We start from the raw sequence: 18,766 nt of genomic DNA on the forward strand, positions 1-18,766 counted from the left end.
CTCGCCCTATCACCGGCATGAGCCTGACCCCCGAACTGCTGCTGCACGGGTATTCCATCGGTATTTTCCCGATGGCCGAACACCGCGACGATCCTGAACTGTTCTGGGTTGATCCCAAGTTTCGCGGGATATTTCCGCTGGACGGGTTCCACATCTCGCGCAGCCTTGCGCGCCGCATCCGGAACTGCGGGTTCGAGATTTCAATCAATCGGGATTTCTCCGGCGTTGTTGATGGGTGCGCTGACCGGTCCGACACCTGGATCAACGCGGAACTGCACGCCCTTTATCGCCAGTTGCACCAATCCGGTCATGCGCATTCACTGGAAGTCTGGGACGGAGCGGCGCTGGTGGGCGGCGTATATGGTGTGACGCTGGGGGCCGCGTTCTTTGGCGAAAGCATGTTTTCGCGCCGCACGGATGCCTCGAAAATCGCGCTCGCCTATCTTGTGGACCGGTTGCGGCAAACCGGCTTTCACCTGTTTGACACGCAGTTCCTGACCGCGCATCTGGCATCCCTTGGGGCGATCGAAATCCCGCGTGGCGCTTACAAGAAAGAACTGGAAGAAGCCCTGAACCAGAGCGCCGACTTTGCTGCGCCGATCACTCAGTCCGCAGAAGGCGTGATACAACGGATGACCCAAACGTCATACCGCGCGTGATCCAGCGCATTCAGCGCCGGAGAGGTCGCGATCATCCAGCCATCAAATAGCTGATCCGCTTTGCCCGTTTCCCAAATGGTCAGATAGGCGAAGGCATCGCCTGTCGGGTTATCCACCGGATACCGGCAATCCCCCAGCGCCACATCCAGCCCGAACACAGCTTCGGTCTGACCTGTCTGCAATTCGATATCAACCGTCTGGCCACTGACTTTGTCGAGCCCGCGCAGCATGGCGCCGGGGCCAGAGTTGACTTTCTGCTGCGCGGCGGCGCCGGTTCCAGCCAACAACAGGGCAATCAGGGCGGCGCGCATCATTCGCTGCCATCTCCGGCTACGAACTTGACCAGCAGCGAGATCAGGCTGACCGCACCCTGGGTATCCTGAATCTCATCGCCAGGTTCAAAAAAGAAGGGTGAACCGCCGGGCATGACTTCGACAAAGTTTCCACCCAACAGCCCTTCGGACGAGATCACGATGGCGCTGTCATCGGGCACAAGCACGCCTTCGGCAACAGAGAAAGTCGTGTCGGCACGATAGGTGTCCGGGTTCAGCTTGACCCCGGTAACGGTGCCGATTTTCACCCCGGCAAGACGGACATCCGTGCCAACGCCGACCCCTTCCAGCGACCGGAACGAAGCGCCCAGCTCATAGCCCGCAGCACCTTGCGACAGGCCGGTTGATTGGCTGGCATAGACGCCAAACGCAATGGCACCGGCCAAAACGACGCCTCCGACAAGAACTTCGGTCCAGTTATGGGTCGACATCTTCGCCTCGTTTATTCCGGGCTCCAGGCCTCGTAATCCCTGCGCTCAACCGGCTTGGCCCGCCGCAGCGACCCGGCAGGCGCATAGGCCAGCGCCGTACCTGTCAGGTTCTCCTGATGCGGTTTTTCCCAGGCTTTGTGCGGCAGCGGTTTGTCGGTCGGGGGTTCGTCCCAGGTGCGGTGCAACCAGCCGTGCCATTCGGGGTCAACCCGGCTGGCTTCGGCCTCGCCATTGAAAATCACCCAGCGCCTGCTGTCGTCGGCGGTGCGATAAAACACATTGCCTTCATTGTCTTCGCCCACTTTCACACCCTTGCGCGCCGTATAAAGCTGCGTGTTCAGTGTTGACCCGTTCCACCAGGTCACGGCTCGTAAAAGACTGTTCAGGATTCCCATCGGCTGCCTCCGGCATTTCGGTCGAGAGAAGGTATGGACCAAAGGCTCGCCAAGGTCCAGTGCCCCTTGGGCTTCCAGTGTCACTGCGGCAGGAAGGCGGTCACTTCGATCTCGATCCGGTACTTCGGATCAATCAAACCGCATTCGATCATCGTCGCAGCCGGTGGATTGGCGCCAAACGTCTCGGCCAGAACCGGCCAGCACGGCGCGAACTCATTGCGGTCCGGCAACATGTAGGTGACCCGAACCACATCTTCAAAACCCGCGCCCGCCTCAGCCAGTGCCTTGCCGATGATGTCCAGCGCTGACCGGCATTGCGCCACCACGTCGTCGCCCTGCCCGACGGTCCCGGCGACATGAACCCAGCCGCCCGCAACCACCGCACGGCAATAGCCGACTTTCGCCTCAAACTCACCGCCCGAAGAAATGCGCTTCACTGTCATAACCCGTCACCTTTGTTGTTCGAAAGCTTGCTTAAGCTCCCGCTGCCTGATTGCGCATGCCTTCGCGTACGAGCGACGGATCCCCAGCTTCATCTGGCTATAAATATCCCGGGGGAGATGCCCGAAGGGCAGCGGGGGCAGAGCCCCCTGAACCTGTTCAACTGAAGTCCCACCGCCGCCGCGAAAAGACCGGCCTCAACCCGCTGAGGCCGATTCCTTGGCCGCATCGGCATAGATGAACAGCGGCTGCGCGTCGGACATCACCGCCTCTTCGTTCACCACAACCTCGCTGACATTTTTCATGCCCGGCAGTTCGAACATGGTGTCCAGCAGGATATCCTCGAGAATTGACCGCAGGCCGCGCGCACCGGTTTTGCGCTCGATGGCTTTCTTGGCAATCGCCTTCAGCGCGTCATCGGTGAAGCCCAGCTCAACATCTTCCAGCTCGAACAGGCGCTGGTATTGCTTGACCAGGGCGTTCTTCGGCTTGGTCAGGATGGTGACCAGTGCTTCCTCGTCCAGATCCTCCAGCGTTGCCAGAACCGGCAAACGGCCCACGAATTCCGGGATCAGGCCGAATTTCAGCAGATCTTCAGGTTCCAGATCCTTGAAGATCTCGCCCACGCCGCGCTCGTCATTGTCACGCACATCGGCGCCAAAACCCATGGCCGAGCCCTTGCCGCGTTGTGCAATGATCCGGTCCAGACCCGCAAAAGCGCCGCCACAGATGAACAGGATGTTCGTGGTATCCACTTGCAGGAATTCCTGCTGCGGGTGTTTGCGGCCGCCCTGCGGCGGAACGCTGGCCACGGTGCCTTCCATCAGTTTCAGCAGCGCCTGCTGTACGCCTTCACCGGACACGTCGCGTGTGATCGACGGGTTCTCGGATTTGCGGGTGATCTTGTCGACCTCGTCGATATAGACGATACCGCGCTGCGCGCGTTCGACATTGTATTCGCTGGCCTGCAACAGCTTGAGAATGATGTTTTCCACATCCTCGCCCACGTAACCGGCTTCGGTCAGCGTGGTGGCATCGGCCATGGTAAAGGGAACATCCAGTATCCGGGCCAGCGTCTGCGCAAGCAGCGTCTTGCCACAGCCGGTGGGGCCGATCAGCAGGATATTGGACTTCGCCAGTTCTATATCATTGCCCGCTTTCTGGGCGTGGTTCAGACGTTTGTAGTGGTTGTGGACCGCGACCGACAGGACGCGTTTTGCGGTGGCTTGACCGATCACATAATCGTCCAGCACCTCACAGATATCCTTGGGCGTCGGAACGCCGTCCGAAGATTTCAGCCCGCTGGCCTTTGTCTCTTCGCGGATGATGTCCATGCAAAGTTCGACACATTCATCACAGATGAAAACGGTCGGGCCTGCGATCAGCTTGCGCACCTCATGCTGGCTTTTGCCGCAGAAGCTGCAGTAGAGCGTGTTTTTCCCGTCACCGCCTGAATTCGTCGCCATGATCTACCTTTCGGGCCTCATCCCAGCACCCCCGGCGGGAATGCGTTTTCGCCTGTTCGTGCAGCTTAGGCCAGCGCTTTGGCCGCTACAATCTCAAAATGGTTCCTGCACTGGTGGTGCAGGCTCCGAAACTCAGACCTCATCCGCGTCCATTTTTGCGCGGTTTTCCACGATCTCGTCGATGTGACCCCATTCCTTGGCCTCTTCCGGGCTCATGAAATTGTCACGGTCCAGCGCTTTTTCAACCGCCTTTTTTGTCTGCCCGGTATGACGCACATAGATATCATAAAGGCGATCCTTGAGCTTTTGCGTCTCGGCTGCGTGGATCATGATATCGCTGGCCTGACCCTGATATCCGCCGCTGGGCTGGTGCACCATGATCCGGCTGTTGGGCAGCGAAAAGCGCATCCCTTTCTCGCCGCCGGCCAGCAGAACCGATCCCATCGAGGCCGCCTGACCGATCACCAACGTGGAACATTTCGGCTTGATATACTGCATTGTATCGTAAATCGACAAACCGCTGGTCACCACGCCACCGGGCGAGTTGATGTAGATCGAGATTTCCTTGTTGGGGTTTTCCGCCTCAAGGTGCAGCAGCTGCGCCACAATCAGATGGCTCATGCCATCGTGAATCGGGCCGTTGATGAAGATGATCCGCTCTTTCAGCAGGCGGGAGAAAATATCATACGCGCGCTCGCCCCGGCTGGTCTGTTCAACGACCATGGGAACAAGCGTATTCATGTAGGTATCTACGGGATCGAACATTCGTAACCTGCCTGTTTTGCTGTGGATCGGGACATTATCCCAACAAGTGTTACCTGAGTCTTAGTGTTGGCTCCGGGGGGCTGCAAGGGGGTGTCGGTGAGAACGCGGAATGAATGTGGATCGCCGTCAATAAGATTGTCACACCTGCCGCTGTCCCGTAGCAGCACCCTATCCATGATTGCGCCCCGCTAAAGGGGCTGCGGGGAAAACGGCTGCGGGTTCCCCTTTTTTCATCACGGTTTTTTGATTCATACATATAGCAATAATTGATCGAAACATGTACTGAAGTGGCTCGCAGGCGACGAGCTTTACGTAACGGAAACTATGCCCGGTCAAAGGGTTCACAAGGAACACATTCGATGGCACTTCCACAGCTGTCCCAGGACATGCCGCAACACGACCTGGATCGTATGGTCGATAACGCGACACGCGCGTCCAACTTCCTCAAGGCAATCAGTCACGAAGGCCGGCTGATGATCCTGTGCCACCTGGTGTCCGGTGAGAAATCTGTCACCGAACTGGAGGAACTGCTGTCCGCCAGACAAGCCGCTGTTTCGCAACAGCTTTCCCGCCTGCGTCTGGAGGGGCTAGTGATACCGCGCAGAGAGGGCAAAACCATCTTTTACCGGTTGGCAGATGATCGCCCGCGCCGGATGCTTGAGGTGGTGTACGAGCTGTTCTGCGGTGACGACAGAGGCTAGCTCTGGCTTGGTGTCGAGAAAGGTGCTACCGAATCCGTATCGAGCACTGAGGAGACACACATGATCCGCGTAATTCTGATTGGCCTGAGCCTGTTTGCACTGACCGCCTGCGAAACCGCCAAAGGCGCGGGCAAAGATATCGAAAAGGCCGGGGATGCAATCCAGAACGCAGCTTCGGACGTGCAGGAAAGCCTGTAATACGCGCTTATCTTGCGGGCAACCCGGACATTAACGCAATATATGGTTGAAGAGTGCGCCCATACGCAGTAGTCTAGACCTACAGGTGCATAGACGCGGCATTGCATATCTGACACTAAATCGGGGCTCTTTCGCGCACGCAGAAGAGCCCCGTTCCCATTCGGCAGGGGTGCGTGGTAGCCTGTATGAAACCGAATTTCGGCAAAGGAAAAGGCGTCAGGTGCGCAGACGCGGTCTTTGCATGTATCCTTTCGGATACGCCCTGACGCCTTACCGGGTCGACGTACCCCGAGGAGCACTCCGATCCAGTCGCCCCAGCCCCCTGAGAGACTGCAGCCGCCGCTTTGTCCCCTAAGGTCCATCGCGACATGCATTGGCCGTCTGAGAAGATGGCCACCCGACCTGGGTCCAAGACCCATTTCCGGCTGATCACCTACCGGTAAGCCTTTGCAGCTAAACGCAAATCCTAAGACCCGCCCTTCTCTGCTCAGACCCCCTTGGCCTTTGCGTCCCGCCCCGGTTCCGAAGACCCTGTGCGGTGAGATGACTGTTGCACCACGCCCTGCATCCGACAAGAAAATAGCACTGCAGCATGAAAATTAGACGGGGATAAGATGTTGATATCCGGCGGGAGAGTTTTGTGGATAACCCGAGAATCCCCGATCCCGCGAAGGGTTGAGGGCGGAAAAAACCGGACGTGACCCCGGCACCCGAAATTCCTGCGATGCTGCGGGTGCAAAGCGCTCCGCGCGGCCCGTTAGGCCAAAATTGTGCGATTTGTACAACGCTCGGACCCCCAATCTTACGAATCGTACAGACGGAGATTCGCCGATGCGCTGCACCATTTCCTATGCCCGCGCCCATCTGGGGCCGCTGATCACCCGCGCCCAGGACCCGCGTGAGGTGATCATCCTGACCCGACACGGCAAGCCGCTGGCCGCGCTGGTCTCGATGACCGAGGCCAACCGGATCTGGCAGTTGCAGGATGACGACGAGATCGGATGGAAGCACCCGCTGTCGGGGCTGCGCGGGATGTGGTCGAAGGGGCGCAACATCCCCGGCATGGAACCGGGACCGGACGGCCGCTTTGTCACCGCGCGCGAGGCCGCGCTGAAGGTCCGCGAGATCCAGATGACCCGCGCCGAGGAACGCCGCATTCTTGCGCGGGGCGGTCTGGATCCTGTCGCAGGCGGTGAACTGGCCGCCCGGCCTGTCTCCTCACTCTGGAGACGCTGGTTCCGTTTCTGAGAAGCGTTCCGGCCCGGCGGTGATACCAACACCCCCTCCGCCGAAATCCGTGAGCAACGGCGGCTTATACCCCTTAACAACCCGACCGGGCCGGAAACGCTTCGGTTCACCTGACGGGCCGGAACGGGGTCGAAAACAGTCCCGGTGTGCAGGCTACGGAAATCTCTGATCTGATGATCGGCACCCTTCTTTGGGGTGCGGGCCGTGCTGGCCTGTGACTGAGATTGGAAGCGCGCGCGGCGGTTGCAACCTGTCTGAAGGAAACTTCATCAAGGGTTTATGCGCGGGAAAGGTGGGCAAGAAGAAAACCCCACCCTGCCCGGTATCGCGCATTGCGTTTTTCCTTCCAACACCGCGCGCCACAACTTAAACAGGGGTTTCAGGCAACTGCCCTCATCCAGGGGCGTCCGATCCAACTTGAAAAGCCCCAGACAGAACATGCGATTTCCAAAACGACAACATCGAGAGTTCAAGAGCGTTGTGCGCAAGTTCCGCAACGAGTTTTCACTGTTCGTGCTGGAACAAAGCCGCGGACAGGTGCTGTGCGGGCCGATGAAGGGGTTTCGCTTTGTCGAAAACGCATTCTGGGGCGGGCATTCGGATACGGCCACGAAAATCTTTGGCCTGTATGAGCAGCAGAACCTGAAGGTGCTGAGCAGCTCGGACAAGCCGGTGCTGGTGGATATCGGCGCGGCGGACGGCTTTTGGGGCGTCGGGCTGGTGGCCGCCGGGCAGTTCGAAAAAAGCGTGTGCTTTGAGGTTTCGGCAAAAGGCCGGGATGTCATCCGCGAAACGGCGGAACATAACGGCGTGGGCGACCGCGTGACGGTGTTTGGGGATGCGCTGACGGACACGGTGGAAAATATCGCGAGCGTGGCCCCCGACCCGGCGGACATCTTCTTTCTGATCGATATCGAGGGCGTCGAATTCCGCCTGTTGACCGAAGATTTTCTGACGCATTTCCGCAGATCGGAGTTTCTGATCGAACTGCACCCCCAGATGGTGGAGGATGGTAATGCGAAACTGAAAGCGATCGAAGCGTTCTGCGCCGGGTATTTTGATATCACCTATGTGGACGGAAGCGTGCGCGACACGTCCGAGATGGACGAGATCATCCGGTTGGGGGATGATTTCAAATGGCCGATCCTGTCTGAGGGACGCGGCTTTCCGATGCAATGGTTGCATCTGGTGCCGCGCGGGTGAGGTGTGGGTCAGACGGTTGATCCGCAGACCCGAGGGTAGCGACCCGGCCAAAGCCCCAAGGACGCAAGCGCTGATACCAACCCCACCCCGTAGGGCGGGCTTCAGCCCGCCACCGGATACAGCCTTTCCATGCGTGTTGGTTTGGGATCGGGGAGATGGCGGAGTGGAGGATTGGCGGGCTGAAGCCCGCCCTACGACCCTATCGAAACGTCCTGACTAAATAGGCACCGATCTGAAGGACAGTGTAAATCATCCATACACCCAAACCTGCCTCAGCCAACCATACGGGGTTAAAACCCCAATCAGACCGCGCGACATGGTATGAGTTCAAAAAACTTCCGATAACGAAAAACGAAAGAAATGTCAGTGCTATGGTTACGATTGGTCTGCGTTCCAGCACATTTCGATAAGAAAAATTCATCTTGAGAACCTAACTCGGCAACCCAGTCTTGGCCAGACGGCTGATCAGCAGAACAGAGGGACGCGACCGACCCGAGGGGTGGCGCAAACGCGCCGCCCCATGGGGACGGGTCGGCGCGGCCCGGCGGTGCCGCCGGGCGGGTGGGTTAATTATGGAAAACTGGTCGAGATATCTCTATTTCGTTTGGCAACGAAGCTATCAACAAATCGACCAACTCAATTGACCAAACAATTCCCAACTGCACCTCCTCTTCGCCTTTCCCAATTCGCCCGGAATATACGCCAACCAATTTCTCTTCCATTAACTCAGACAAATCTCCCGGCAATCGAGCCAGTTGATCCATATCTTTAGGTTTTCGAACAACAACCGGCGATCCGGACATTCCCTTTCGCGTTACTGTATCAACAAGAAATGCAAGTTTCTCATCATAAGTATTGTCCGGCTCAGAAGCTATTGATGCCCGCTTCCAAACGGGCATACGGCCGTCACCCTGCAGCCCCTTGGGAAAGCCAACAACAAAGCAATCTTCACCAACCGACAGTTTCGCGCCAACATTGAGACTCCAAAACGCGGTATGATCAGCTAGAATCCTTGAATCAGGTATGTTTGGCAGCGATTTAGGGATATCAATCGGTAATACTGCTAAGTCAGCTCTATAAGTTTTTTCTTCTTCCGCTAGCAGGTCCCAATAAAGCGGTGTGTCATCATCCTTCAAAAGGGGAAAGCGTACTGGCATCGACGAAATTTTTACAAACCCTTCTCGATCGGAGGGGACTTCATATCTAAATTCCACATCAACAAAATTTGGAACAAAGGATCCGAATTCTTTTCCTGAAGACGGATCTTTTCCTGCAAAGCAATGATAGTTTGAAATCAGATACCAACACGGATCGTCATAAGACTTCACGATAAATGCCGTCCCAATACTAGAACAGCTATGCTCGCCTCCGGTCGGATAAATTCTTCGAAGCGTGATAGGAAACACAGCATCGGTCGCACGTTTATGACTGTGACGCCTCAAGCGCAGTCGCCGTTCAATACTTTTCAAAACTCTTTCGCGAGTTCGTTTCACGATCCGAAAATCCAATCAACTATTTCTTACAAACGGTTCTACCCTATAAAATGACGTGTGGGCACGCAGTTGGCTGCGCCAACCGCTTTCGCCCACCCACCGTTAAAATCGACAGCTTTTAGCTGTCCATCTTCAACGCTGAAATAAACGCCTCCTGCGGGATATCCACCTTCCCGAACTGACGCATCTTCTTTTTACCCGCCTTCTGCTTGTCCAGCAGTTTGCGTTTCCGGGTGGCGTCGCCGCCGTAGCATTTGGCGGTCACGTCCTTGCGCAGGGCGGACAGGGTCTCGCGGGCGATGACCTTGCCTCCGATGGCGGCCTGAATCGGGATTTTGAACATGTGGCGCGGGATCAGGTCCTTGAGCTTTTCGCACATCGCGCGGCCCCGCATCTCGGCCCGGTCGCGGTGAACCATGGTCGACAGCGCGTCGACCGGTTCGTCATTCACAAGGATCGACATCTTGACCAGCGCGTCCTGACGGTAGCCGGTCATCTGGTAGTCAAAGCTGGCATAGCCCTTGGTCACCGATTTCAGGCGGTCGTAGAAGTCAAAGACAACCTCGTTCAGGGGCAGGTCATAGACGACCATGGCGCGCTGGCCCGCATAGGTCAGGTCCATCTGGATGCCGCGGCGGTCCTGGCAGAGTTTCAGCACGTCGCCGAGATATTCGTCGGGCACCAGAATGGTCGCCTTGATGCGCGGTTCCTCAAGGTGGTCGACCTTGGACAGGTCGGGCATGTCGGCGGGGTTGTGCAGCTCGATCATCTCACCGTCTTTCATGTAGACGTGATAGATCACGCTGGGCGCGGTGGTGATGAGGTCGATATCGTATTCACGCTCGATCCGGTCGCGGATGACCTCGAGGTGCAGAAGGCCCAGGAAGCCGCAGCGGAAGCCAAAGCCAAGCGCGGCCGAGGTTTCCATCTCATACGAGAATGAGGCGTCGTTCAGCGCCAGCTTCTCGATCGCGTCGCGCAGGTCTTCGAATTCGGCGGAATCCACCGGGAATAGGCCACAGAACACCACCGGCTGTGCGGGTTTGAAGCCCGGCAGCGCGACTTCGGCGCCGCCCCGGTCATTGGTGATGGTATCGCCGACGCGGGTGTCACGGACCTGCTTGATCGAGGCGGTAAGAAACCCGATCTCGCCCGGGCCGAGGCTGTCGATCATCTGCATTTGCGGGCGGAAGACACCGACGCGGTCGACATGGTGCAGGGTGCCATTCGACATGAACTTGACCCGCATCCCCTTTTTCAACGTGCCGTCCATGATGCGGACCAGAACGATGACGCCCAGATAGGCGTCGTACCACGAATCCACCAGCATCGCCTTGAGCGGCGCGTCCAGAGTACCCTGCGGCGCGGGCAGTTTGTGCACGATCGCCTCCAGCGTTTCGTGGATGCCCTGCCCGGTCTTGGCGCTGACCCGGATGGCGTCGCTTGCGTCGATACCGATCACGTCCTCGATCTGCTCGGCCACGCGGTCACAATCGGAGGCGGGCAGGTCGATCTTGTTCAGCACCGGCACGATCTCATGATCGGCGTCGATGGCCTGATAGACATTGGCCAGCGTCTGCGCCTCGACCCCTTGGGTGCTGTCCACAACCAGCAGCGAGCCTTCGACCGCGCGCATCGACCGGCTGACCTCATAGGCGAAATCCACGTGGCCGGGGGTGTCGATCAGGTTCAGCACATATGTCTCGCCATTCTCGGCGGTATAGTCGATGCGAACGGTGTTGGCCTTGATGGTAATGCCACGCTCGCGCTCGATATCCATGCTGTCGAGCAACTGTTCCTTCATGTCACGATCCTGCACTGTCCCGGTCTCCTGGATGAGCCGGTCAGCAAGGGTGGATTTGCCATGGTCGATATGCGCGACGATGGAGAAATTGCGGATATGAGCGAGGTCTGTCATGGAGTGGGGATATGCGTCGGAAATGGGCTGTGGTCAATGGTTCAAGATGATCTGCCGCGACCAATACAACTTCATTGCCAATCGCATACAAATCGCTTCAAGGATTGTACTTAGCACCAAACTTGATGCAGGAGATAAACTTGCATTGCGGCGAAATACCGTTTCAAGGCCAATGCGCTCGCTGAAGGGCCTGCATGTTGGATGTAAAGCACTGATTGTACGTATACTCTGAAGCAAACTCCACATCCCGGATGTCAAGAATTGAACGCGCAACGTCGCCTTCAATGCGATCACTCGACCAATAGTCTTCATTGGCGATCAAGCTCTGTAGCGGGCTTCTTGGAGAATAAGGTGAGGCGAGCAACGCAGCTGCAGTGACGGTGCAATCGGGAACCTCTTCCGCACAGTAGTCACTACAAAAGTTACGAATGGGGGTCCAAGCTACTACCTCCGCGCTCAATTCAGCCGCTGCCTCTCTGATGTCGGTGTCATTTATCAATTCTCTTGGAGTGAATATGCCCCAAGCTAACTCAGCCGCTTTGAAGCGATCATCTCCAGTATTAAGCCAGGCCAGCGATGCCGAACCTCCATAATTTGGACCATCCGAACTATGTGACTGCAGGTACGACGCCCAGTACAAGAATATGCCAGCTTCTTCAGGCAATTTGCGATCCAGGCCTTGCAAAACCTCAACCAAATCAGCCCCTCTTCCATCGTAAAGCATGGATTGCGCGGCAAACATTGCTGTTATTGGCTCACCAAGTTCGACTAGCGCTGCGATAGCGGGCGCTTTATCTTCGAATTTGGCCACTTGCAGTAAAGCAAGGGCCAATGGTTCAGAGTTTTGTGCCTCTGTGAGCCATGACTTGCCCGATAGGCCACCGGGTTTTCGTAACAGAGCAATGCGGTCCTTGCGATCCATTTCAGAAGTTACATGCGCGTGAAAACTACTCTGGCTTGCAATGCTCGATAGTAATATTTGAGCCGCTGCGTTCCCCTGTTGCGCCTGTTCAGAGAAACTTTGCAATGCTGCCAAATCATCACCGTCCAACCAGGCCTTAACCGCCTCCTTGAATTCCGGCGCATCCTCGCCTTGCAAAAAAGACGTATCCGACAAGGCCGCTATCGGAGACAAACAAAGTAGCACTGACATAAAAAAAGATTTGATAGAAATCACCATCCTATCCCTTGAATTGACTGCTCATATTAACTTCCGAAGTATTTTAGTGCGTTGTTTTTATCCTCGTCAATTCAGCACCGCTTGAATTGACTGTCAAAACAATTGATCCCACCCCCCGTTTGATTCATACTCCGCCGCAGACCGAGAGGGGCGCCAGACCCGTCCGGGCAGGCAAAAACGAGGCTCGAGTATGAAACAGTTCCTCATTATCGCATTTTGTGCGGCATCGCTGACGGCGGTGGCTCAGGTCGCGGATGCGGCGCAGATCAGGCAGGCGTGCATGGCGTCGGACCGCTCGGCGGCGACGCGGGACCGGTGCAGCTGCATTCAGCGCGTGGCGGATCAGGCGTTGACGCGCAGTGATCAGAAGACCGTGGCGAAATGGTTCAAGGACCCCCATCAGGCGCAGGTGCTGAAGATGTCGAAATCCGCGCGCGATGATGCGCTGTGGGATCGGTACCAGAACTTTGGCCAGATGGCGCAGGCGATCTGCAGCTAACCCGTTCAGAATGCTTGACCTGATCCACGCTGCGCCCCAGAAAGGCGCAGCGAAAGGTGTATTGCATGGTAATGAAAGGGCTGACCCTGCGGGGCCTTGAAGTGTTCGAGGCATTGGCGCGGACGGGATCGGTGGCGCAGGCTGCCGAGATCACGGGGCTCAGCCAGCCATCCGTTTCGCAGCAATTGCGCAATCTGGAAAACGCGCTGGGGACCGAATTGGTCGATCACGGGCGGCGACCGATGCGGCTGACGCAGGCGGGGCGCAGTTTCCTTGCGCGGGCCGAGGCGGTTCTGTCCGAGCTGCACATGGCCCAGAGCGAGCTGTCGGTCATGGATCTGGGGCATCTGACCACGCTGTCGATCGGGCTGATCGACGATTTCGACAATGATCTGACACCGCGGCTGGCCACCTTGCTGGCCGACAGCCTGACCCGGTCGAAATTCAAGCTGATCACCCTGTCGAGCCTTGATCTGTTCGAGGCGCTGGCCGAGCAGCGCCTGCATATGGCGGTCACCGCCCATAGCGGCGAAGTGCTGGAGGGGGTGGTCGAATACCCGCTGGTCCATGATCCGTTCATTCTGGTGGCCCCGCAGGGATCGGGGGGCGTCGAGGCCGTGCAGGAGCGGCTGCCGTTTCTGCGCTATGCCCGCGAACAGCTGATCAGCCGCCAGATCGAGGCGCATCTGGCGCGCCGCTCGCAGGTGTTCGAGGAACGGTTCGAGATCGGCTCGCACATGGCGCTGATGGCCATGGTGGCGCGGGGTCTGGGCTGGGCGATCACCACGCCGCTGGGCTTCATGCGCGCGGCGCGGTTCCATGAGGGGCTGGAGGCGCACCCTGCCCCGTTCGGGGATTTCTCGCGCAACATATCTCTGCTGGCGCGCACCGAGTGGTCCGATCAGGTCCCGCAGGAGGTTGCGGGCATGACCCGGCGTCTGATGCAGAACCAGATCGTGGACCCGGCGCTTGCCAAGCTGCCCTGGCTGAGTGGCCAGTTGCGGGTGACCGGCGGCTAGGTGTCCAGATGGGTGGCAAGCCCGTCAACTGCGGCCTCGATCAGGTCCAGCGCGCCGTCGAAATCCCGCGTGTAATACGGATCGGGTACGTGATCGGCACCGGTATGAGGGGCGAAATCCGTTAACAGGCGAACCGGTGTGCCGTTGCCCGGTGGGCGCAGGTCTTCGATATCGGCGATGTTTTGGGCATCCATGCCGATGATCAGGTCGAACCGGTCGAAATCCGCGGCGGTGAACTGGCGCGCGCGCAGGTCGCCGAGGTCGACGCCTCTGCGGTTTGCGGCCTTCTGCATCGGGCCATAGGGCGGATTGCCCGCGTGCCAGCCCATGGTTCCGGCACTGTCGGTTGCATGATGCGGTGCGCGGGCGCGAAAGGCGCCTTCGGCCGCGGGAGAGCGGCAGATATTGCCCAGGCAGACAAAGAGGATACGGTGTGTCATGGCCAAGGTGTAACGCGCGGAGGGGATATGGGAAAGATCGTCATTCTGACCGGGGCCGGGATTTCGGCTGAAAGCGGGCTGAGCACCTTCCGCGACGAAGGCGGGCTGTGGGCGCAGCACCGGATCGAGGATGTGGCCACGCCCGACGGCTTTGCCCGCGATCCCGCCTTGGTGCAGGGGTTTTACAATGCGCGCCGCGTTCAGGCCGCCGCTGTGCAACCCAACGCGGCCCACATGGCGCTGGCCCGGTTGCAGCAGGGCTGGCCCGCAGAGGTCGTGATCGTGACCCAGAACGTCGACAGCCTGCATGAAGCGGGCGGTGCGAGGGGTGTCATCCACATGCATGGCACATTGGCGGGTGCCCTGTGTTCCGGGTGTGATCATCGCTGGCCCGCCCCGCCCGAGATGGCCGTCGCCGAACCCTGCCCCGCCTGCGGCCAGCCCACCGCCCGGCCCGATGTGGTCTGGTTCGGCGAGATGCCTTATTACATGGACGACATCTACGACCACCTTGCCAACGCATCGATCTTTGCCGCCATCGGCACCTCGGGTCAGGTCTATCCGGCGGCGGCCTTTGTCCACGAGGCGCAGGCGGCGGGTGCGCGGACGGTCGAGATCAATCTGGAGCCGACGTCCGGGGCGTCGGGCTTTGACGAGCGCATTGTCGGCAGGGCATCCGAAACGGTTCCGCGATGGGTCGGTCAGCTTCTTGCGGAAAATTCTTAAGCTACAGACAACGCTGGCTTAATTTGTGTACACTATCTGCGATAGCGACTGGAGGATGCGCCATGACTGATCAAGACCCCCGCACCGGTGAAATCCTGGATGACGGCAGCATGGCCGGGCGTGACATGCTGGGGGAACAGCTTTCCAGCCTGTGGTGGACTTTTCTGCTGCGCGGGGTGCTGGCCGGGCTTGTGGGCATCGCGGCGCTGTTCTGGCCATCGGGCAGCATCGCGCTGCTGCTGCGGCTGGTCGGTGTTTTGCTGATCCTCGACGGTGGGCTGACGCTTTTGGGTGTTGGTCGTCGCGGGGTGCTGGGTGGTGCCGCGATCGGCGCGCTTCTGATCGGGCTTATCCTGCTGATCTGGCCGGAAGGCACGGTGAAACTGGCGTTTTTCCTGTTGGGCGGATGGGCGCTGATCATCGGGATCGGATCCCTGGCGGCTGCCGGGCAGATGCATCCAAATGACCCGCAGCGCGGTTCCATGCGCGTCTCGGGATTTGTCGCGCTTGTCGTCGGGCTTGTCCTGATGATCTGGCCAGCGGTGGCGCTGGTTGCGCTGGGATGGGGTATCGCATTCTCGGCGCTGGCCATGGCCGCTGTGATGTTCTGGCTGGCTTCGCGATTCCGGCAGGCGGGCGACCGCGTCGGTATGAAAACCATCAACAAATAGCACTGTCCGCAGCCGCGTGGAAAACAGGCCGGGCAGAGCCCGGCCTGACGCATGGATGAGGGCCGCAGCGCAGCCCGAAGACAGGCGCTGCCCTAGTTCGAATGTGATCCGTGGCCGCCTTTGTCCTGACGCTCCAGATCGACGGGGATCTCGATCTCGACCTCGCCTGCCTTTTCAAAGATCAGCGTGACCGGCACCATGGCGTCCTGTTCGAACGGGGCCGTCAGACCCATGAACATCACATGGTCGCCGCCGCGTTTCAGCATGTGGGTTTCACCGGCCGGAATTGCAAAGCCTTCTTCGACATGCACCATCTTGGCCACGCCGTTTTCATCGACCTTGTGGGTGTGCAATTCCACACGCGCTGCCGCGTCCGAGGTTGCACCGATCAGCCGGTCATCGGCGTCGCCCTGATTGTGGATCATCATGAACGCGGCACCGGCGATGGCGGTCTTGCCCGAGGACCGGGCATAGGCGTCGTCAACCTTGATGGGGCCTTCGGCAAAGGCGGGGATGGCCAGCGACACGGCGGCCAGAGTTGCAAGCAGAGTGGTTTTGAGGGACATCGTGCCTCTCCTGTATAAAGGTTTGAAAAGGGTGGTTTTCAAACGCTGACAGGAGGCGCGCGGGCCGGGGTTGCGGGAACCGGCAGGGCGATCTGGTTGCCCAGATGCCGCAGCGGAGCTGGCTGCGCCCGTTCCGGCGCGGCTGGCAGTGCTGGTTGCGCGACAGCCACGGCCCCCAGCAGGGATATTGCATAGTCCGGGCAAAAATGCGGCGGTGCAGTGGGTTGCCCGTTTTCGTCAATATAGACGACGACCGGTCCGGTGCCCGTACACAGCACCATCTGACCCACGGCCTTGTCCATGCCGCGCGACATGGCCAGCCCCTGCCCGGTCAGAACCAGCAGCAGGGACAGCGCATAAGGCAGAAATCTGGTAACAACAGGTCTCATCCTGACCCAGCTATAGGTCAGCAGCGGGAAAAGCTTCAAGCGCCAAAGGGTCGCGCTTGAAGCTGTTTTTCAGTAATCCAGTCCGGGTCTTTTTACCGTGTCTGCCGTGAAGCTGGTATGGGACCGGTTCACCCAGCGCTGCATCCGCGTGCAGGTTGCAATCGCCTTGCGGAATACCGCGGCCAGAAACAGGAAAAGATAAAAACTTTTTAACGTCATAATGTGGCCCCCGCCTGATGAATGACAGTGACGTTAGGTCAGATTCGGAAACCTGTATGTGAAGAAGTTCACCAATGGCGAAAAATTAGTTCCAGATTGAGAACAATGGGGGCCGAAAGGGGCTGGCCCAACAGAAAAGGCCCCGCACCGAGAGGGTGCAGGGCCTGAAATTCTGTTGGTTGAAAGACCTTAGGCCGAAGCTTGCGCCTTGGCGATTTCTTTCTTCACTTTCAGAGCGTTTGCCGACAGCTCATCATCCTTGGCTTTGGCTAGGAACGCGTCCAGACCACCGCGGTGGTCAACCGAACGCAGCGCAGCCGCCGAGATGCGCAGCTTGACGCCACGGCCCAGAGTTTCGGACTGCAGGGTAACGTCATTCAGGTTCGGCAGAAAACGACGACGAGTTCTGTTTTTGGCGTGGCTGACATTGTTGCCAGTCATCGGGCCTTTTCCGGTCAGTTCGCAACGGCGCGACATGGTTTCTTCCTTTGTTTCTGGAGGCCGGGCTGGATACCCGCGGCCAAATCACAAGGGGCGCAACCCGAAGTCGCGCCCGAAAACTGGTTGGATGCGTGTAGTGGGAATCGCGCGGGGGGTCAAGACGGGCTGCGCGAAATCTTTCAATTTGCCTGCCATGCAGGAATGGCCCGGATGGGCCATGCCGTTGGCAAGAGTATTTGGCAAAAGGTGAAACGGCCATGACGGCCCTTCAGCCGAGCGTGTCCAGAAGCTGACCGGCAGCGACCGCCGGGCTGAGTCGCCCTTGCGAGACTTCGTCGTTCAGGCGCTCCATCTCGGCGCGGGCCTGCGGTGTGTCGAGGCGGGCGAGAAGGGCGTGGCGGACCTCCTGATCGAACCAGTAGCGGGCCTGGGCGGCGCGGTTTGCCTCCCAGATACCGGTGTCGCGGCGCCATTGGGTCAGGGTTTGCATTTCGTCCCAGGCCTGTTCCAGCCCGTGTTCTTCGACAGCGGAAACGGTCATCGCCTTGGGGAAACCTTCGGGATCCTGCGGGCGTTTGCGCAGCAGCCGCAGGGCGCCGGCATAATCCGCGCAGGTGCGGGTGGCAGTCGCTTTCAGGTCGCCATCAGCCTTGTTGACCAGAATGATGTCGGCCATTTCCATGATGCCGCGTTTGACACCCTGCAACTCGTCCCCGCCCGCCGGGGCCAGCAGCAGCAGAAACAGGTCTGACAGTTCGGACACCACCGTTTCCGACTGCCCCACGCCCACGGTTTCGATCAGCACCACGTCATAGCCTGCGGCCTCGCACAGGGCGATGGCCTCGCGGGTGCGGCGGGCGACCCCGCCAAGGTGGCTCTGGCTGGGAGAGGGTCGGATGAAGGCGTTCTGTTCGCGGCTCAGGCGTTCCATCCGGGTCTTGTCGCCCAGGATCGAGCCGCCCGAGCGGGCCGAGCTGGGGTCGACCGCCAGAACCGCAACGCGCAGCCCCTGCCCGGTCAGCATCATGCCAAAGCTTTCGATGAAGGTGGACTTGCCCACACCGGGCGTGCCGGACAGACCGATACGCATCGCCTGACGCCCCGAACCGGCAAGCTGTGCCAGAAGGTCGCTGGCCTGTGCCCGGTGATCGGCGCGGTTGCTTTCAACAAGGGTGATCGCACGCGCCAGCGCCCGACGCTCGCCCTTCAGAATTCTGTCGCTCAGGCTGTCTGTCTGCATTCTTGTCCCGATCCTAGAGGCAGGAACAGTTGCCGTGCTTGGAGGGTGTTTGTCCAGACCGGAGGCGGCAGGAAATGCGAAGATCGCGCAGCCTGCGTCATTTCGTGCGGGGCGATTTACTGATGT

At 59.0% G+C, this 18,766-nt stretch carries 24 protein-coding genes; 9 read left to right on the plus strand and 15 right to left on the minus strand.

Annotated features, from left to right (window positions below; all coding sequences use genetic code 11):
- The first annotated feature begins 17 nt into the window (after window positions 1-17).
- On the plus strand, window positions 18-659 hold the full coding sequence (aat, locus tag ACR0DS_RS17070; protein WP_245222579.1) for a leucyl/phenylalanyl-tRNA--protein transferase: 642 nt from the start codon (window positions 18-20) through the stop codon (window positions 657-659).
- On the opposite strand, the gene ACR0DS_RS17075 is transcribed toward aat, so the two are convergent.
- The 6 genes from ACR0DS_RS17075 to ACR0DS_RS17100 all read right to left on the minus strand — a co-directional run bounded on the left by ACR0DS_RS17075 (window position 605) and on the right by ACR0DS_RS17100 (window position 4,489).
- On the minus strand, window positions 605-973 hold the full coding sequence (locus tag ACR0DS_RS17075) for a DUF2155 domain-containing protein (RefSeq protein ID WP_480488407.1): 369 nt from the start codon (window positions 971-973) through the stop codon (window positions 605-607). The genes aat and ACR0DS_RS17075 overlap by 55 nt on opposite strands.
- Window positions 970-1,422 (minus strand): outer membrane lipid asymmetry maintenance protein MlaD, encoded by a 453-nt coding sequence (gene mlaD / locus ACR0DS_RS17080; protein ID WP_267364689.1) that lies wholly within the window; start codon window positions 1,420-1,422, stop codon window positions 970-972. The genes ACR0DS_RS17075 and mlaD overlap by 4 nt, the downstream gene beginning before the upstream one ends.
- A gap of 11 nt (window positions 1,423-1,433) precedes the next feature.
- Window positions 1,434-1,817, minus strand: coding sequence for an NADH:ubiquinone oxidoreductase subunit NDUFA12 (locus tag ACR0DS_RS17085; RefSeq protein ID WP_267364687.1), 384 nt, complete (start codon window positions 1,815-1,817; stop codon window positions 1,434-1,436).
- Window positions 1,818-1,897: 80 nt separating this feature from the next.
- Window positions 1,898-2,260: a RidA family protein gene (locus tag ACR0DS_RS17090; protein WP_480560320.1), complete on the minus strand. Its 363-nt coding sequence runs from the start codon at window positions 2,258-2,260 to the stop codon at window positions 1,898-1,900.
- A gap of 195 nt (window positions 2,261-2,455) precedes the next feature.
- A complete protein-coding gene (gene clpX, locus ACR0DS_RS17095) occupies window positions 2,456-3,724 on the minus strand; it encodes an ATP-dependent Clp protease ATP-binding subunit ClpX (RefSeq protein WP_209505741.1) in 1,269 nt (422 codons plus the stop codon).
- A 132-nt stretch (window positions 3,725-3,856) separates the two neighbouring features.
- Window positions 3,857-4,489 (minus strand): ATP-dependent Clp protease proteolytic subunit, encoded by a 633-nt coding sequence (locus tag ACR0DS_RS17100; protein WP_480484514.1) that lies wholly within the window; start codon window positions 4,487-4,489, stop codon window positions 3,857-3,859.
- 359 nt (window positions 4,490-4,848) lie between these two features.
- Between ACR0DS_RS17100 and ACR0DS_RS17105 the strand changes: the two genes are divergently transcribed.
- The 4 genes from ACR0DS_RS17105 (at window position 4,849) to ACR0DS_RS17120 (ending at window position 7,839) form a co-directional block, all read left to right on the plus strand.
- Window positions 4,849-5,190, plus strand: coding sequence for an ArsR/SmtB family transcription factor (locus ACR0DS_RS17105; RefSeq protein WP_209505737.1), 342 nt, complete (start codon window positions 4,849-4,851; stop codon window positions 5,188-5,190).
- Between the two features lie 60 nt (window positions 5,191-5,250).
- On the plus strand, window positions 5,251-5,388 hold the full coding sequence (locus ACR0DS_RS17110) for an entericidin A/B family lipoprotein (protein WP_209505735.1): 138 nt from the start codon (window positions 5,251-5,253) through the stop codon (window positions 5,386-5,388).
- Window positions 5,389-6,219: 831 nt separating this feature from the next.
- On the plus strand, window positions 6,220-6,636 hold the full coding sequence (locus ACR0DS_RS17115; protein ID WP_480560322.1) for a type II toxin-antitoxin system Phd/YefM family antitoxin: 417 nt from the start codon (window positions 6,220-6,222) through the stop codon (window positions 6,634-6,636).
- A 438-nt stretch (window positions 6,637-7,074) separates the two neighbouring features.
- Complete coding sequence (locus ACR0DS_RS17120) at window positions 7,075-7,839, plus strand: hypothetical protein (protein ID WP_480616872.1); 765 nt, start codon at window positions 7,075-7,077, stop codon at window positions 7,837-7,839.
- A 566-nt stretch (window positions 7,840-8,405) separates the two neighbouring features.
- On the opposite strand, the gene ACR0DS_RS17125 is transcribed toward ACR0DS_RS17120, so the two are convergent.
- From ACR0DS_RS17125 to ACR0DS_RS17135, 3 genes are all read right to left on the minus strand, one after another.
- On the minus strand, window positions 8,406-9,332 hold the full coding sequence (locus ACR0DS_RS17125; protein ID WP_480560326.1) for a S1 family peptidase: 927 nt from the start codon (window positions 9,330-9,332) through the stop codon (window positions 8,406-8,408).
- A 118-nt stretch (window positions 9,333-9,450) separates the two neighbouring features.
- The gene (lepA, locus tag ACR0DS_RS17130; RefSeq protein WP_480560328.1) at window positions 9,451-11,250 is read right to left on the minus strand and encodes a translation elongation factor 4; all 1,800 of its coding nucleotides are present in this window, start codon (window positions 11,248-11,250) and stop codon (window positions 9,451-9,453) included.
- A gap of 163 nt (window positions 11,251-11,413) precedes the next feature.
- Window positions 11,414-12,430, minus strand: a complete 1,017-nt coding sequence (locus ACR0DS_RS17135) for a hypothetical protein (protein WP_480555988.1) — start codon at window positions 12,428-12,430, stop codon at window positions 11,414-11,416.
- A gap of 190 nt (window positions 12,431-12,620) precedes the next feature.
- Between ACR0DS_RS17135 and ACR0DS_RS17140 the strand changes: the two genes are divergently transcribed.
- Together ACR0DS_RS17140 and ACR0DS_RS17145 are read left to right on the plus strand one after the other, a co-directional pair.
- Entirely contained in the window at window positions 12,621-12,929 is a 309-nt protein-coding gene (locus tag ACR0DS_RS17140) for a hypothetical protein (protein ID WP_480473632.1), read from the plus strand.
- Between the two features lie 65 nt (window positions 12,930-12,994).
- Complete coding sequence (locus ACR0DS_RS17145) at window positions 12,995-13,948, plus strand: LysR family transcriptional regulator (RefSeq protein ID WP_267365618.1); 954 nt, start codon at window positions 12,995-12,997, stop codon at window positions 13,946-13,948.
- Here ACR0DS_RS17145 and ACR0DS_RS17150 read toward each other — a convergent pair.
- Window positions 13,945-14,388 (minus strand): low molecular weight protein-tyrosine-phosphatase, encoded by a 444-nt coding sequence (locus tag ACR0DS_RS17150; RefSeq protein WP_480560331.1) that lies wholly within the window; start codon window positions 14,386-14,388, stop codon window positions 13,945-13,947. The two genes, ACR0DS_RS17145 and ACR0DS_RS17150, sit on opposite strands and share 4 nt — an antisense overlap.
- 27 nt (window positions 14,389-14,415) lie before the next feature.
- Here ACR0DS_RS17150 and ACR0DS_RS17155 point away from each other — a divergent pair, with 27 nt between their 5' ends.
- Complete coding sequence (locus tag ACR0DS_RS17155; RefSeq protein ID WP_480560333.1) at window positions 14,416-15,114, plus strand: NAD-dependent deacylase; 699 nt, start codon at window positions 14,416-14,418, stop codon at window positions 15,112-15,114.
- 62 nt (window positions 15,115-15,176) lie between these two features.
- The gene (locus ACR0DS_RS17160) at window positions 15,177-15,785 is read left to right on the plus strand and encodes an HdeD family acid-resistance protein (RefSeq protein WP_480560335.1); all 609 of its coding nucleotides are present in this window, start codon (window positions 15,177-15,179) and stop codon (window positions 15,783-15,785) included.
- 92 nt (window positions 15,786-15,877) lie between these two features.
- Here ACR0DS_RS17160 and ACR0DS_RS17165 read toward each other — a convergent pair whose 3' ends face one another.
- The 5 genes from ACR0DS_RS17165 to meaB all read right to left on the minus strand — a co-directional run bounded on the left by ACR0DS_RS17165 (window position 15,878) and on the right by meaB (window position 18,640).
- Window positions 15,878-16,351, minus strand: a complete 474-nt coding sequence (locus ACR0DS_RS17165) for a copper chaperone PCu(A)C (RefSeq protein WP_209505710.1) — start codon at window positions 16,349-16,351, stop codon at window positions 15,878-15,880.
- Window positions 16,352-16,389: 38 nt separating this feature from the next.
- On the minus strand, window positions 16,390-16,779 hold the full coding sequence (locus ACR0DS_RS17170; protein WP_480616874.1) for a hypothetical protein: 390 nt from the start codon (window positions 16,777-16,779) through the stop codon (window positions 16,390-16,392).
- A gap of 30 nt (window positions 16,780-16,809) precedes the next feature.
- Window positions 16,810-16,959, minus strand: a complete 150-nt coding sequence (locus tag ACR0DS_RS17175) for a hypothetical protein (protein WP_209505706.1) — start codon at window positions 16,957-16,959, stop codon at window positions 16,810-16,812.
- Between the two features lie 189 nt (window positions 16,960-17,148).
- Window positions 17,149-17,436, minus strand: coding sequence for a 50S ribosomal protein L28 (gene rpmB, locus ACR0DS_RS17180; protein WP_008756960.1), 288 nt, complete (start codon window positions 17,434-17,436; stop codon window positions 17,149-17,151).
- A 232-nt stretch (window positions 17,437-17,668) separates the two neighbouring features.
- The gene (meaB, locus tag ACR0DS_RS17185) at window positions 17,669-18,640 is read right to left on the minus strand and encodes a methylmalonyl Co-A mutase-associated GTPase MeaB (protein ID WP_480560337.1); all 972 of its coding nucleotides are present in this window, start codon (window positions 18,638-18,640) and stop codon (window positions 17,669-17,671) included.
- Window positions 18,641-18,766: the final 126 nt, after the last annotated feature.

Source organism: Ruegeria sp. AF5 (assembly GCF_056541905.1).

What these genes read in the sequence shown, in the direction of transcription:
- aat (WP_245222579.1), top strand. Translation starts at nt 18, where the DNA reads ATGAGCCTGACCCCCGAACTGCTGCTGCACGGGTATTCCATCGGTATT.
- mlaD (WP_267364689.1), bottom strand. Translation starts at nt 1,422, where the DNA reads ATGTCGACCCATAACTGGACCGAAGTTCTTGTCGGAGGCGTCGTTTTG.
- rpmB (WP_008756960.1), bottom strand. Translation starts at nt 17,436, where the DNA reads ATGTCGCGCCGTTGCGAACTGACCGGAAAAGGCCCGATGACTGGCAAC.
- ACR0DS_RS17100 (WP_480484514.1), bottom strand. Translation starts at nt 4,489, where the DNA reads ATGTTCGATCCCGTAGATACCTACATGAATACGCTTGTTCCCATGGTC.
- ACR0DS_RS17140 (WP_480473632.1), top strand. Translation starts at nt 12,621, where the DNA reads ATGAAACAGTTCCTCATTATCGCATTTTGTGCGGCATCGCTGACGGCG.
- ACR0DS_RS17135 (WP_480555988.1), bottom strand. Translation starts at nt 12,430, where the DNA reads ATGGTGATTTCTATCAAATCTTTTTTTATGTCAGTGCTACTTTGTTTG.
- ACR0DS_RS17160 (WP_480560335.1), top strand. Translation starts at nt 15,177, where the DNA reads ATGACTGATCAAGACCCCCGCACCGGTGAAATCCTGGATGACGGCAGC.
- ACR0DS_RS17155 (WP_480560333.1), top strand. Translation starts at nt 14,416, where the DNA reads ATGGGAAAGATCGTCATTCTGACCGGGGCCGGGATTTCGGCTGAAAGC.
- clpX (WP_209505741.1), bottom strand. Translation starts at nt 3,724, where the DNA reads ATGGCGACGAATTCAGGCGGTGACGGGAAAAACACGCTCTACTGCAGC.
- ACR0DS_RS17145 (WP_267365618.1), top strand. Translation starts at nt 12,995, where the DNA reads ATGGTAATGAAAGGGCTGACCCTGCGGGGCCTTGAAGTGTTCGAGGCA.
- ACR0DS_RS17175 (WP_209505706.1), bottom strand. Translation starts at nt 16,959, where the DNA reads ATGACGTTAAAAAGTTTTTATCTTTTCCTGTTTCTGGCCGCGGTATTC.
- meaB (WP_480560337.1), bottom strand. Translation starts at nt 18,640, where the DNA reads ATGCAGACAGACAGCCTGAGCGACAGAATTCTGAAGGGCGAGCGTCGG.
- ACR0DS_RS17105 (WP_209505737.1), top strand. Translation starts at nt 4,849, where the DNA reads ATGGCACTTCCACAGCTGTCCCAGGACATGCCGCAACACGACCTGGAT.
- ACR0DS_RS17110 (WP_209505735.1), top strand. Translation starts at nt 5,251, where the DNA reads ATGATCCGCGTAATTCTGATTGGCCTGAGCCTGTTTGCACTGACCGCC.
- lepA (WP_480560328.1), bottom strand. Translation starts at nt 11,250, where the DNA reads ATGACAGACCTCGCTCATATCCGCAATTTCTCCATCGTCGCGCATATC.
- ACR0DS_RS17120 (WP_480616872.1), top strand. Translation starts at nt 7,075, where the DNA reads ATGCGATTTCCAAAACGACAACATCGAGAGTTCAAGAGCGTTGTGCGC.
- ACR0DS_RS17165 (WP_209505710.1), bottom strand. Translation starts at nt 16,351, where the DNA reads ATGTCCCTCAAAACCACTCTGCTTGCAACTCTGGCCGCCGTGTCGCTG.
- ACR0DS_RS17150 (WP_480560331.1), bottom strand. Translation starts at nt 14,388, where the DNA reads ATGACACACCGTATCCTCTTTGTCTGCCTGGGCAATATCTGCCGCTCT.
- ACR0DS_RS17090 (WP_480560320.1), bottom strand. Translation starts at nt 2,260, where the DNA reads ATGACAGTGAAGCGCATTTCTTCGGGCGGTGAGTTTGAGGCGAAAGTC.
- ACR0DS_RS17085 (WP_267364687.1), bottom strand. Translation starts at nt 1,817, where the DNA reads ATGGGAATCCTGAACAGTCTTTTACGAGCCGTGACCTGGTGGAACGGG.
- ACR0DS_RS17115 (WP_480560322.1), top strand. Translation starts at nt 6,220, where the DNA reads ATGCGCTGCACCATTTCCTATGCCCGCGCCCATCTGGGGCCGCTGATC.
- ACR0DS_RS17075 (WP_480488407.1), bottom strand. Translation starts at nt 973, where the DNA reads ATGATGCGCGCCGCCCTGATTGCCCTGTTGTTGGCTGGAACCGGCGCC.